This window comes from Mesorhizobium sp. M2A.F.Ca.ET.042.01.1.1, from assembly GCF_003997405.1.
In the GTDB taxonomy this organism is placed as follows: Bacteria; Pseudomonadota; Alphaproteobacteria; order Rhizobiales; family Rhizobiaceae; genus Mesorhizobium.
In genome coordinates this window covers 1-13,060 of the sequence record NZ_RZRX01000187.1, presented here as the reverse complement: position 1 = coordinate 13,060, position 13,060 = coordinate 1, and the positions used below count along the sequence as shown (strand labels likewise).

The following is a 13,060-nucleotide window of genomic DNA, read 5'->3' as shown; positions in this document are numbered from 1 at the left end:
CCTGAATTCCGTTTTCCGGCAAAAGAAAAGTTGAAGTGAGGATACCCGATGCGGGCACTGGTGCTTGAGAAAAAAGGCGAACTGTCGCTGCGCGAGATCGCGCTGCCGCAAGACGTCGGACCGGACGATGTTCGGATCGCCATCCACACGGTCGGCGTCTGCGGCAGCGACGTGCATTACTACACGCATGGCGCCATCGGCAGCTATATCGTGCGCCAGCCGATGGTGCTCGGCCATGAGGCGTCGGGTACGATCGTTGAGGTCGGCGCCAACGTCACGAACCTGAAGGTCGGCGACCGCGTCTGCATGGAGCCGGGCGTGCCGAATCTTTCATCGCGCGCGACGAAGCTCGGCATCTACAATGTCGACCCGGACGTGCGCTTCTGGGCGACGCCGCCGGTGCACGGCGTGCTCGCACCATACGCCGTTCATCCGGCGGCCTTCACCTACAAGCTGCCGGACAATGTCTCCTTCGCCGAAGGCGCGATGGTCGAGCCTTTCGCCATCGGCATGCAGGCGGCGGCGCGCGCCCGCATCGTGCCGGGCGACGTCGCCGTCGTCGTCGGCTGCGGCCCGATCGGCATCATGATCGCGCTCGCCGCGCTGGCGGGCGGCTGTTCCAAGGTGCTGATCTCCGATTTTTCCGCGCCCAAGCTTGAGATCGCCGGCCAGTATCCGGGCATCGTGCCGGTCAATGTCGGCGAGCAGTCGCTGGTCGACGCCGTCCGGAGCGCGACGGACAATTGGGGCGCAGATATCGTGTTCGAGGCGAGCGGCAGCCCGAAGGCCTTCGCCAACCTGTTCGACATCGTGCGGCCGGGCGGCGCGGTGGTGCTGGTCGGGCTGCCGGTGGAGACGGTCGAGCTCAACGTGCCGGCGGCGATCTCCAAGGAAGTGCGCATCGAGACCGTGTTCCGCTATGCCAACATTTTCGACCGCGCCTTGCAGCTGATCGCCTCCGGTAAGGTCGACCTCAAGCCGCTGATCACCGGCACCTATGATTTCTCCGAAAGCATCAAGGCGTTCGAGCGCGCCGCGCAAGGCAGGCCGCAGGACGTCAAGCTGCAGATCCTGCTGACCGGCGAGAAGGGATAAGGCATGTCCGCCATCGTTTGCTCCCATGTCGACAAGGCCTATGGCGCCACGACCGTCATTCGCGATCTCAACCTTGCGATCGAGGAGCATGAGTTCGTCGTGTTCCTGGGGCCTTCCGGCTGCGGCAAGTCCACGCTTCTCAGGATGCTGGCGGGGCTGGAAGACATCAGCGGCGGCGAGGTGTCGATCGGCGGCAAGGTGGTCAACGATCTCGAGCCGGGCGACCGCGGCATCGCCATGGTGTTTCAGAATTATGCGCTCTATCCGCATATGACGATCTTCGACAACATCGCCTTCGGGCTGAAGCGCCAGAAGGTGCCGGCGGCCGAGATCAAGAAGCGCGTCGAGGCGGTCTCCAGGACGCTCGGGCTGGAGCCCTATCTCGGCCGAAAGCCGACCGAGCTTTCCGGCGGCCAGCAGCAGCGTGTGGCGATCGCACGCGCCATGATCAAGACGCCGAAAGTGTTCCTGTTCGACGAGCCGCTCTCCAATCTCGACGCCAAGCTGCGCAACCATATGCGGGTCGAGATCGCGAGATTGCACCAGTCGCTGAAGACCACCACCGTCTATGTCACGCACGACCAGTTGGAGGCGATGACACTGGCCGACCGCATCGTGCTTTTGAAGGACGGCGTGATCGAGCAGATCGGCTCGCCGGCGGAAATCTATCGGCGTCCCGGCAATCTGTTCGTAGCCGGCTTCATCGGAACGCCGAATATGAATTTCGTCGAGGCGATGGTCGACCGCAAGGGCAATGGCTGGACGCTGACCGGCGCAGGGACAGTGGTGTCACTGGAAGGCGGCGACTTCCACCTTAACCACGGCGATCGCGTGGTGCTCGGCATCCGGCCTCCGGATCTGAAGACGGCAAACGGAGGCGCAGGCAACATCCTGCAAGGCACCGCCGACCTCATCGAGTTCCACGGCAATGATGCGCTGGTGACGTTCGGCTCGGGCGGCAGGGAGATCAGCGCGCTGGTGCCGGCCCGCGAATGCCCGGAGTTGCGCGCGCCGGTTCGCTACAGCTTCGAGGAAGAAAGCATCCATCTGTTCGACGCGGAGACCGGCAAGTCGCTGCGCAGCAAACAGGTTTAGCTGATCGCGTCGAGCATCTGCCGCTGGCGGTGCATTTCGAGGAAGATGCGGTAGTCGCGGTCGAAGCGGGCGCCGGCTTCCTTGTTGGGCGCGCGCGTCTTGCCGCCCTGCTGCATGGCGACACAGGCCGCGTTGAGGTCGGGGTAGAGCCCGGCGGCGGTCGCCGCCACCATGCCGGTGCCGAGCAGCACCGCCTCGTCGGCCAGCGGCTCGACCACGGTGCAGCCAGTGGCGTCGGCGTAGAGCTCCATCAAGAGCGGGTTCTTGGTGTGACCGCCGGTGACATGCAGCGTGTCGATCAGATAGCCGTTCTCGTTCAGCGCCTCGAGCACATGGCGCACGCCGAGCGCGATGCCGACGGCTGTGCGCCAATAGAGCTTGCACAGGCTGTCGAAGGAAGAATCGAGCGTCAGGCCGCTGATGACGCCGACGGCGTGCGGGTCGGCGAGCGGCGAACGGTTGCCGTGGAAGTCCGGCAGCACATGCAGCCTGGCCGCCAGCGCATCGCCCTCCTCGGCGCGCAGCTCGGCGACGCGCCTGGCGATCTTCATGTGCATGGCAGCGTCCGGCTCGCCGCCCGCGCCATGCCAGCGGATGATGTGGTCGAGCAGGGCGCCGGTGGCCGATTGGCCGCCTTCCGACAGCCACAGCGTCGGCAAGGCCGCGCCGAAATAGGGGCCCCAGACGCCAGCGAAAGGCTGCGGGTCATGCGACATCGCCATGACGCAGGACGATGTGCCGGCGATCAGCGCCAGGTGCCGGCTGATGTTCTTCTCGTCGCCGGCAAAGCCGCCCAGGACACCCAGCGCGCCGGCATAGGCATCGATGACGCCGGCGCCGACCCGGCACTGGTCAGTCAGGCCGAGCTCGGCGGCGGCCTTGGCCGTCAGCGGACCGATATTGGAGCCGACCGGGCTCGCCTTTTCGGGCAGATTGCCATGCTCGAACAGATCGCCGAGGCCGACGAGCCCGAAGAAGTCGCGCCGCCAGCTTTCTTCCTCATGCGCGAGATAGGTCCATTTGGCCGTCAGCGTGCATTGCGAGCGGGCGAGCGAGCCTGATGCCTTCCAGGTCAGGAAATCGGCGAGGTCGAACAGGTAGCCGGCTTCATTCCATGTCTTCGGCAGATGGCGCTTCAGCCACATCAGCTTCGGCGTCGCCATCTCCGGCGACATCACCCCGCCGATATAATCGAGCACGGCATGGCCGCTTGCCGTGCATTCATCGGCCTCGGCGATGGCGCGGTGATCGAGCCAGACGACCGTGTCCCAGCGCTTCTCGCCGGTGACCGAGACGCTGACCTGGCCGCCTTGCCTGTCGCGCGCGACCAGCGAGCAGGTCGCGTCGAAGGAGATGCCGGCGATGTCGCCGGCGGCAACGCCGGATTTCTCGAGGGCTGCCCGCACCGATTTACACACCGCCGACCAGATATCCTCCGAATCGTGCTCGGCATGATCGGGCTTGGGCTGGTGCATGGCGATCGGATGATCGGCACGGGCAAGCAGGTTGCCGCGCGCGTCCAGAATGCCCGCGCGAGCGCTCCCGGTGCCGACATCGACCGCGCAAACGAAACTCTTCGTCAAGATGCTCTTACTCTCGCTCCCAGGCCTGCAATCAGATCGGGCAATTGCAGCATGTCAGCGAATATAGAGTCCGGTTCGGTCGACGCAAGCCGGGCTTTCAAGCCGGGATTTCCGGCATGCGAGCCGCCGGTGAAGGCGAAGACGCGCATGCCTGCCGCGCGCGCCGCGGCAACACCCGCTGGACTGTCCTCAACGACCAGGCAGTTGCGCGGATGCGCCCGCATGGAGGCGGCGGCATGGAGGAAAAGGTCGGGCGCCGGCTTGCCGTGCTTGACCATGGTGGCGCTGAAGATATGCGGCTCCAGCAGGGGCAGCAGGCCGGTGACGTCGAGCGCGTAGCGGATGCGCTCCAGTGTGCCGGACGAGGCGACGCAGCTAGGCAGACCGAGCTTCGGCAGCACCTCCTTGATGCCGGGAATCGGCTTCAATTCCTCGCGGAACTTGCGCATCAGGTCGACGCGCATGGCGGTCAGATGCTGGTCGCTGATCTCCAGCCCGAACTCTTGGCCGAGGATCTCGCGCACGCTTTTCATGCTCTTGCCCAGGAAATGCTCGTAGGCGGCGTCCTCGCTGACAGTGCCGCCGGCAAGCTCGATCATGCCGAGCAGCGCCGAGACCGAAAGCGCCTCGCTGTCGACCAGGACGCCGTCACAGTCGAAGATGACCAGCTCAGGCGTCATCGGGCAGGCTTCCGCTGGTTTGGATCAGGATAACGTTTCGTTGAACCGTCACCCTGATCCAATTCTTTGTTGGAGCGTGATCCTTTCCGAAAACCGGTTCCCACTTTTTGCTTTCGCTGACCTTCGGTTCGGGATCACGCTCTAGAGCTTGCCGGCGAGATAGCGCGCCAGGGTTTCGCGCGCGCCGTTCGCCCACAGCACCTTCAGGGCATGGGCGAAGGCCTCGGCGAAGACGGGCGAGCGGCCGACATCGCCATAGATGTCCTCCATCGCCAGCCAGGCTTTGGGGTCGTCCTTCGCCGTCTTGGCGGTCGCCTGCATGCGGTCCCAGCTCGGGTCATTGGGCTCGATGACGGCGCCGCTGTCAGTGGTGCCGAAGCAGTAACGACACCACAAGGCCGATTCCAGCGCGAGGCCGGCGACGCCTTCGCCCGCCGTCAGCCGGTCGGCGATGGTCGGGATGATGAATTTCGGCTGGCGGTTGGAGCCGTCGAGACAAAGCCGGCGGATGGTGTCGCCGATCTTGGGATTGGAGAAGCGGCGCTCGATGAGCTGGTAGTAGTCCTCCAGATCGGTGTCGGGCACCGGCGGCACGGTCGGGATGATCTCGTCATGCTCGAGCTTGGACAGGAACGCGCGCACCAGGGGCTCCTGCATGCCTTCGTGAACGAAATGGATGTCCATCAGCCCGGCCGGATAGGCTATTGTCGCGTGGCCGCCATTGAGGATGCGGATCTTCATCAGCTCGTAGGGCGAGACGTCCTTGACGAACTGCACGCCGACCTTTTCCAGCGCCGGACGGCCGGCGGTGAAGTGGTCCTCCAGCACCCATTGCTTGAACGGCTCGCAGAACACCGGCCAATTGTCCTCCAAGCCGAAATCGTCGGCGAGGATCCGGCGCTCGCGGTCGGTCGTGGCCGGCGTGATGCGATCGACCATGCCGTTCGGAAAGGCGACCTTGTCCTCCACCCATGTCGCCAGGTCCTCGTCGATCAGCCGGGCAAGGCCGATGACGCCGTCTGAGGTGACGTGGCCGTTATGGGGGATGTTGTCGCAGGACATGACGGTGAAGGGCACGATGTCGTCGGCACGCCGGCGCAGCAGGCCGGCAAGGATGATGCCGAACACGGTTTTCGGCACGGCGCCCGGCTGCGCGTCGGCGACAACGTCGGGATGGGCCGGGTTGAACTTGCCGGAGGCCGGGTCGATGAAATAGCCGCCTTCGGTGATGGTCAGCGAGACGATCTTGATCGCCGGATCGGCAAGCCGCTCGATGATCACTGCCGCATCGCCAGGCGTCAGGAAATCGATCATGGCGCCGGTGACGCGGGCGCTCATATGGCCCTGGTCCTGCTCGACCACGGTGGTCAGCCAGTCCTGTTCCCGCAGCTTGGAGCGGCCGATCTTCTCGCCCTCGAACACGCCGGCGCCGATCAGCGCCCAGTCATGGCCTTCGCCGGTGGCGAACAGGTCGTCGAGATAGACCGCCTGGTGCGAGCGGTGGAAATTGCCGACGCCGAAATGGACGATGCCGGCCTTCAGGGCCGAGCGGTCATATTTCGGGCCGGCGACCTTGGCCGGCAGGCTGGCGAGGTTCGAGGAAGAGAGTTTCACGGTCATCTCATTTTACCCTTTGGCCGATCTGCAGCCCGACTGTTTACGCCTCCTGAGGAGAGCGAGGATGAGGGGCAACATCCGGTGTTCCAGCATGCTGCCCCTCACCTGCCCCGCGACGCTTGCTCCGGAGGAAAAGAGAGAAGCGCCTCCCCCCTCAACTCATCCCGTCAGCTCATCCATTGACCGCCGTCGACATTGTAGGTCTGGGCAACAATGTATTCGGCCTCGTCGCTGGCGAGGAACACGGCCATGCCGGCGAGGTCCTCGGGCTTGCCCATGCGGCCGTAAGGCACGCCTTCGCCGACCAGGCGCTTCTTCTCGCCCTTCGGCCGGTTCTCATATTTGGCGAAGAGCGCATCGACCTGGTCCCACATGTCGCTGTCGACGACGCCCGGCGCGATGCCGTTGACGTTGATGCGGTGCTTGATGAGGTCGAGCCCGGCAGACTGGGTCAGCGAGATGACGGCGGCCTTGGTGGCGCAATAGACCGCGACCAGCGGCTCGCCGCGCCGGCCTGCCTGGCTTGCCATGTTGATGATCCTGCCGCCCCGGCCGCGCGCGATCATCGAGCGGGCGGCGGCCTGCAGCATGAACAGCGTGCCGGCGACATTGACCGCGAACAGCTTGTCGTAGCTCGCCCTGGTGATCTCGACGATCGGCGCCAGGTCGAAGATCGCGGCATTGTTGATCAGCACGTCCAGCCCGCCGGTCTTCGCCTCGACCGCCTTCACCGCCGCCTCGGTCGAGGACTGGTCGGTGACGTCGAGCCGGATCGCGTAAGCGGCGGAGCCGATCGCTTTCGCCGTCGCTTGCGCCGCGTCGAGGTCGATATCGGCAATCGCCACCGTCGCGCCTTCGCGCGCATAGGCTTCGGCGAAGGCCCTGCCGATGCCGCGCGCCGATCCGGTGATCAGCGCCGATTTGCCTTTCAGCCTCACTGTCCCGTCCTCACGCGGCCAGCGCCTTGCCGTCGGCGCCGAAGCGGTGAAGCTTGGTCTTGTCGGGGGTCAGGTAGACGGTGTCGCCATGCCTGACAGCGACCTCGCCGTCGGCGCGGACGTTGATGGTGCCGATGCCGTCCGCCTGGACATGCAGGAAGGTGTCAGAGCCGAGATGCTCGGCAACGCCGACCGTCGCCTTCCAGTCGCCGGACGAGGTCGAGATGTTGAGATGCTCGGGCCGGATGCCGATGGTCTTGGCGCCATATTTCTCCGCCGGCGCGCCTTCGATTATGTTCATCTTGGGCGAGCCGATGAAGCCGGCGACGAAGAGGTTCTTCGGCGTCTTGTAGAGCTCCATCGGCGAGCCGACCTGCTCAATGTTGCCGGCGTTGAGCACGACGATCTTGTCGGCCATGGTCATGGCCTCGACCTGGTCGTGGGTGACGTAGATCATCGTCGTCTTCAGCTGCTGATGCAGCTCGCTGATCTCCAGCCGCATGGTGCCGCGAAGCGCGGCGTCGAGGTTGGACAGCGGCTCGTCGAACAGGAAGGCCGAGGGCTGGCGCACGATGGCGCGGCCGATGGCGACGCGCTGGCGCTGGCCGCCGGAGAGCTGACCCGGGCGGCGCTCGAGATAGTTGGTGAGGTTCAAGACGCGCGCGGCGTCCTTCACTTTCTTGTCGATGGTCGCTTGGTCTTCGCCGGCCATCTTCAGCGGGAAGGCGATGTTCTTGGCGACCGTCATATGCGGGTAGAGCGCGTAGGACTGGAACACCATGGCGAGCTTGCGCTTGGCCGGAGCCTCGCGGGTGACGTCGCGGCCATCGATCGAGATCGTGCCGCCGCTGGTGTCCTCCAGCCCGGCGATCAGCCTGAGCAGCGTGGACTTGCCGCAACCCGATGGGCCGACGAACACCACGAACTCGCCGTCCTCGATGTTGAGGTCGATGTTCGGAATGATCGTCGTCGACCCGAAGGACTTGGAGACGTTCTTGAGCGTGATGTTTCCCATGGTTTCCTCCCGGGGATATCTATCGTCGTCCGCCGCTTGGGCGCTCTTACTTCACGGCGCCAAAGGTCAGGCCGCGCACCAGCTGCTTCTGGCTGAACCAGCCCATGATCAGGATCGGCGCGATCGCCAGCGTCGAGGCCGCCGAGAGCTTGGCCCAGAACAACCCTTGAGGACTGGAGAAGGAGCTGATGAAGGCGGTCAGCGGCGCGGCGTTGGTGGTGGTGAGCCGGATGGTCCAGAACGCCTCGTTCCAGGCGAGGATGATGTTCAAGAGCATGGTCGAGGCAATGCCAGGGACGGCCATCGGCGTCAGCACATAGATGATCTCGTTCCACAGCGAGGCGCCGTCCATGCGCGCCGCCTCCAGGATCTCGCCCGGGATCTCGCGGAAATAGGTGTAGAGCATCCAGACCACGATCGGCAGGTTGATCAGCATCAGCATGACGGTGAGGCCGATGCGGCTGTCGAGAAGCCCTGAGTCGCGGAAGATCAGGTAGATCGGGAACAGCACCGCGACGGCCGGCATCATCTTGGTGGACAGCATCCACATCAGGATGTCCTTGGTGCGCTTGGTCGGCGAGAACGCCATCGACCAGGCCGCCGGGATGGCGACGATGAGCGCGAGGATGGTCGAGCCGACCGAGAGCAGCACCGAATTGAAGAAGAACTTGAAGTAGCCGCTCTGCTGCTGAACCTCCGAATAGCTCTCGAACGTCCCGGACGGGATCAGGTTGAAGCCCTGGATCGCCTCCTGCTCCGACTTGAACGAGGTGATGATCGTATAGAGGATCGGAAAGAAGATCAGCAGGGCGACGACCCAGGCCGCGGCCGTGGCGATGGTCTTGTGCTGGGTGGTGACTGCGCGGGCCATGTCAGGTCCTCCCTCACTTGTCCAGGTTCTTGCCGACGGCGCGCATGGCGAAGAAGGCAACGATGTTGGCGAGAATGACGGCGATCACGCCACCGGCGGATGCCTGGCCGATTTTGAACTCCAGGAGCGCCTTCTGGTAGACGAGGAAGGGCAGGTTGGTGGAGGCGTAGCCCGGGCCGCCATTGGTGGTGACCAGGATCTCGGCATAGATCGAGAGCAGGAAGATCGTCTGGATCAGGATAACGACGGTGATGGCGCGCGACATGTGCGGCAGCGTCAGGTAGATGAAGCGGCTCACGAAGCCGGCGCCGTCCATCTCGGCCGCCTCCTTCTGCTCGCCGTCGAGCGACTGCAAGGAGGTGAGCAGGATCAGCGTGGCGAAGGGCAGCCACTGCCAGGCGACGATCAGGATGACGGCGGTCAGCGGATGCTGGCCGAACCAGTCGATCGGCTGGGCGCCGAAGAAGCGCGCGATATCGGCGAAGACGCCGTATTGCGGGTGCATGATCATGTTCTTCCAGACAAGCGCTGCGACCGGCGGCATGACGAAGAACGGCGAGATGACCAGGATGCGCACGATGCCCTGGCCCCAGATCGGCTGGTCGAGCAGCATCGCCAGAAGGATGCCGCCGACCACCGTGATGACCAGCACGCTGACGACGATGGTGAGCGTGTTGAGGATCGAATAGAGGAAGGCCGGGTTGGAATAGAACAGCGCGTAGTTGGAGAAGCCGACGAAGCCGTCACGCATCGGGTTCAGCGGATTGTATTGCTGAAACGAGAACCAGAGCGTGAACAGCAGCGGCACGATCATCCAGACGAACAGCAGGATCACCGATGGCGCCATCATGAAGCGGGCAAGCGAACGGGTTTGCTGAGTAGCCATGACGGTCACCCTCCCAAAGTCAGCCGGATTTTCAGAGTTGCGCCCAGAATCTTCCCGGTTTTGAAGGGTGGCCGCCCGAACTGGGTTTCGGGCGGCCCCTTGCCGGCCATGATGGGCGACCGGCGTTCGGCACCGGGAGGAGCCTTACTTGATGTAGCCGCCTTCGGTCATCGCCGCGGTGGCTGCGTCCTGGGCCTGCTTGAGGGCGTCGTCTACGCTCGACTGGCCGGCAAGGGCAGCCGAGAAGAGCTGGCCGACGGTGGTGCCGAGACCCTGGAATTCAGGAATGGCGACGAACTGCACGCCGACATAGGGCACCGGCTTGACGGTCGGGTGCGTCGGATCGGCGGCGTTGATGGAGTCCAGCGTCATCTTCGCGAAAGGCGCCGCCTTCTGGTACTCCGGATTGGCGTAGAGCGAGGAGCGCGTTCCAGGCGGAACATTGGCCCAGCCTTCCTTCGAGGCGACCAGCTCGGCATAGTGCTTGCTGGTTGCCCAGGAGACGAACTTCTCGGCGGCATCGGCCTTCTGGGTGCCGGCGGGGATTGCCAGCGACCAGGCCCACAGCCAGTTGCCGCGCTTGCCGAGACCATTGTCGGGCGCCAGCGCATAGCCGACCTTGTCGGCGACCTGCGAGGCCTTCGGATCGGAGACGAAGGACGCCGCGACGGTGGCGTCGATCCACATGCCGCACTTGCCCTGCTGGAACAGCGCCAGGTTCTCGTTGAAGCCGTTTGACGAAGCGCCTTCCGGACCGTCGGCCTTCATCAGGTCGACATAGAACTGCAGCGTGTTCTTCCACTCGGGCTGATCGAACTGCGGCTTCCAGTTCTCGTCGAACCAGCGGGCGCCGAAGGAGTTCGACATGGCGGTGAGGAAGGCCATGTTCTCGCCCCAGCCGGCCTTGCCGCGCAGGCAGACACCGTTCACGCCATTGGCGCGGTCGGTCATCTTGTCGGCGGCCTGCTTGATGAATTCCCAGGTCGGCGCGTCGGGCATCTTCAGACCCGCCTTCTCCATCAGGTCCTTGCGGTACATGACAAAGGAGCTTTCGCCATAGAAGGGCGCGGCATAGAGCTTGCCGTCGACCGACAGGCCGCCGGCGATGGCCGGGATGATGTCCTTGACGTCATAGTCGTCGCCGAGCTTGTCGAGCGGCAGCAGCCAGCTCTGCTTGGCCCAGATCGGAACCTCGTAGGTGCCGATGGTCATGACGTCGTACTGGCCGCCCTTGGTTGCGATGTCAGTGGTCACGCGCTCGCGCAGCACGTTCTCTTCAAGCGTGACCCAGTTGAGCTGGATGTCGGGGTTGGCCTTGGTGAAGTCGTCCGTCAGCTTCTGCATGCGGACCATATCGCCATTGTTGACGGTGGCGATGGTGATGGATTCGGCATGCGCGGCGAAAGCGAGGGCGCTGGCCGACAACAGGCCCAGGGTGAGCGTGCGAAGTTTCATCAAATTCCTCCCATAAACCAAGATGAGCATTTGCCTTGGCTTTGAGCAATTACTCACTTGGAGTGATTTATGTCAAGGCGGAATCGATGCTGCAGCGCAGCAGAAATGACGGCACGTGACCCTCTCTGGCGACGTGGCCGGTACATGGAGACGAAAGCTGAAGGCAGCCGGCTTACGCGCAGGCGATCTCAGCGAGGATCCAGTCGCGGAAGGCGCGGATCTTCGGCACGTTGCGGCGCGCCGTCGGATAGACCAGCCAATAGGCATGGCCGTCATCGCCGACCAGATCGAAGGGCTGGATCAGACGACCGTCGGCGAGCTCGTTCTTGAACAGCGCCCTGGTCAGGATCGCCACGCCATGGCCGGCGATCGCCGCATTCGCCTCATAGGCCTGCGCGCCCATGCTGGAACCCGGCCGCTTGGCGAGATCATGGCCGGTCACGCCGGCCGCCTCGAACCATTGCGACCACCAGACGTCCCCGGGGTCGAGGATGGGCAGGCGCAAAAGGTCCGCCGGCTCCTTGACGCCGCCGATGGTGGCCGCGAGCTTGGGGCTCAGCATCGGCGTGAAGTCGGCGTCGAGCAGCTTGTGCGCCTCCAGGCCCGGCCATTTGCCGCCGCCAGAACGGATGGCGAGATCGACATCCTCGCGCGCGAAATCGGTCAAACGGCTCGACGTGTCGAGCCGCACGGCAAGGGCCGGATGAGCAATCTGGAATGAGCCCAGATGCTGGGCCAGCCAATTCGAGGCGAAGGTCAGCACGGTGGTGACGCAAAGCAGCCCGTCGGCGCCACCGCGCGCCGCGGCATAGGCCTGACCCAGGATGGAAAAGGCTTCGCTGACGGCTGGCGCCAGGCGCTGGCCGGGTCCAGTCAACTCGATCTGCTTCGGCCGGCGCAGGAACAGCGGCGCGCCGATGCGTTCCTCCAGCAGCTTGATCTGGTAGCTCGCGGCCGCCTGGGTCATGCCCAATTCCTGCGCCGCCTTGGTGAAGGACAGGTGCCTTGCCACCGCTTCGAACACCCGGATCGCCTGCAGCGGCGGCAGCGGCGCAAGCTGCGGAGGGGTCAGATCGGGCATAAGGCCTCCTTATGGGTCATGATCGAGGTTTAATTGGAAGCACGAACCAGCCAGACCGATATTTGGGATCAACGATCAATCCAGTTCAAGGCTGACGATCATGGTCACGGTACAGGAAAAACTCGTTTCCACTCCCGCACGCGGCTGGTTTCTCACGCTGGTACGGGAATTTGCAAGGTTTTCGGGCCGCAGGCGCGGCTATATCGATGTCCGGGAACTATCCGAGCATCTGCAGCGCGACATGGGTTTTCTCGACGGCAATGATCCGCGCGGACCCTCGCAATAGCCGGCTTCTTTTATGGCCATCAGCCGGCAAGCAGGGCTTCGGCCGTCCGTTCGTCGGTGATGAGGCCATTGACCAGCCGGCGGTTGACGGCGGCCAAAATGCCCGGCAGCTTCCGCTCGCCCATGGCCAAGGCGATGACCAGCGATTTTTCCCGCGACGGCAGCGCGGCGGACGATACGCGGTCATTGGTGATCCCTTCGATCATGCGGCCTTCGCGATCGAACACCCAGCCGACGATCTCGGCGATGCCGCCGGCCTTCTGCAGCGCCTTCAGCTCGGTTTCGGAAATGAAGCCGTCCTCGTAAAGCGGGGCCTTGGGTCCGAGATCGCCGATGCCGACGAAGGTGACGTCGGCTTCCGCGGCCAGCGCCAGCGTCGGCTGGATCATCGGCTGGTTGAGCAGCATCTCGCGCTCTGCCGGCGAGGAGGCGATGACCGGCAGCGGCATCGGGAAAGAC

General features: G+C 64.3%; 13 protein-coding genes. 3 read left to right on the top strand and 10 right to left on the bottom strand.

Going from position 1 to position 13,060, the window contains the following annotated elements; all coding sequences use genetic code 11:
• Positions 1-48 precede the first annotated feature (48 nt).
• Both EOA23_RS24205 and ugpC read left to right on the top strand, forming a co-directional pair.
• On the top strand, positions 49-1,095 hold the full coding sequence (locus tag EOA23_RS24205) for an NAD(P)-dependent alcohol dehydrogenase (protein ID WP_127305999.1): 1,047 nt from the start codon (positions 49-51) through the stop codon (positions 1,093-1,095).
• A 3-nt stretch (positions 1,096-1,098) separates the two neighbouring features.
• A complete protein-coding gene (ugpC, locus tag EOA23_RS24200; RefSeq protein WP_127305998.1) occupies positions 1,099-2,190 on the top strand; it encodes a sn-glycerol-3-phosphate ABC transporter ATP-binding protein UgpC in 1,092 nt (363 codons plus the stop codon).
• On the opposite strand, the gene EOA23_RS24195 is transcribed toward ugpC, so the two are convergent.
• The 9 genes from EOA23_RS24195 to EOA23_RS24155 all read right to left on the bottom strand — a co-directional run bounded on the left by EOA23_RS24195 (position 2,187) and on the right by EOA23_RS24155 (position 12,316).
• Positions 2,187-3,773, bottom strand: a complete 1,587-nt coding sequence (locus tag EOA23_RS24195) for an FGGY-family carbohydrate kinase (protein ID WP_127305997.1) — start codon at positions 3,771-3,773, stop codon at positions 2,187-2,189. The two genes, ugpC and EOA23_RS24195, sit on opposite strands and share 4 nt — an antisense overlap.
• Complete coding sequence (locus tag EOA23_RS24190) at positions 3,770-4,453, bottom strand: HAD family hydrolase (protein WP_127305996.1); 684 nt, start codon at positions 4,451-4,453, stop codon at positions 3,770-3,772. The genes EOA23_RS24195 and EOA23_RS24190 overlap by 4 nt, the downstream gene beginning before the upstream one ends.
• A gap of 141 nt (positions 4,454-4,594) precedes the next feature.
• Positions 4,595-6,073 carry a mannitol dehydrogenase family protein gene (locus tag EOA23_RS24185; protein WP_127305995.1) on the bottom strand — a complete coding sequence of 493 codons (1,479 nt, stop codon included), beginning with the start codon at positions 6,071-6,073 and terminating at the stop codon, positions 4,595-4,597.
• Between the two features lie 164 nt (positions 6,074-6,237).
• Positions 6,238-7,008 carry an L-iditol 2-dehydrogenase gene (locus EOA23_RS24180; RefSeq protein WP_127305994.1) on the bottom strand — a complete coding sequence of 257 codons (771 nt, stop codon included), beginning with the start codon at positions 7,006-7,008 and terminating at the stop codon, positions 6,238-6,240.
• A 10-nt stretch (positions 7,009-7,018) separates the two neighbouring features.
• A complete protein-coding gene (locus tag EOA23_RS24175) occupies positions 7,019-8,023 on the bottom strand; it encodes an ABC transporter ATP-binding protein (protein WP_127305993.1) in 1,005 nt (334 codons plus the stop codon).
• A 46-nt stretch (positions 8,024-8,069) separates the two neighbouring features.
• Positions 8,070-8,894 carry a carbohydrate ABC transporter permease gene (locus EOA23_RS24170; RefSeq protein WP_042637460.1) on the bottom strand — a complete coding sequence of 275 codons (825 nt, stop codon included), beginning with the start codon at positions 8,892-8,894 and terminating at the stop codon, positions 8,070-8,072.
• A 13-nt stretch (positions 8,895-8,907) separates the two neighbouring features.
• Positions 8,908-9,780: a sugar ABC transporter permease gene (locus EOA23_RS24165; protein ID WP_126079999.1), complete on the bottom strand. Its 873-nt coding sequence runs from the start codon at positions 9,778-9,780 to the stop codon at positions 8,908-8,910.
• A 144-nt stretch (positions 9,781-9,924) separates the two neighbouring features.
• Positions 9,925-11,235: a sugar ABC transporter substrate-binding protein gene (locus EOA23_RS24160; protein WP_042637462.1), complete on the bottom strand. Its 1,311-nt coding sequence runs from the start codon at positions 11,233-11,235 to the stop codon at positions 9,925-9,927.
• 172 nt (positions 11,236-11,407) lie between these two features.
• Positions 11,408-12,316: a LysR substrate-binding domain-containing protein gene (locus EOA23_RS24155; RefSeq protein WP_127305992.1), complete on the bottom strand. Its 909-nt coding sequence runs from the start codon at positions 12,314-12,316 to the stop codon at positions 11,408-11,410.
• Between the two features lie 100 nt (positions 12,317-12,416).
• Between EOA23_RS24155 and EOA23_RS24150 the strand changes: the two genes are divergently transcribed.
• Entirely contained in the window at positions 12,417-12,602 is a 186-nt protein-coding gene (locus EOA23_RS24150; protein WP_127305991.1) for a hypothetical protein, read from the top strand.
• 19 nt (positions 12,603-12,621) lie between these two features.
• On the opposite strand, the gene EOA23_RS24145 is transcribed toward EOA23_RS24150, so the two are convergent.
• A partial coding sequence (locus EOA23_RS24145; RefSeq protein WP_281058765.1) for a sugar-binding domain-containing protein occupies positions 12,622-13,060 on the bottom strand: 439 nt, incomplete at its 5' end.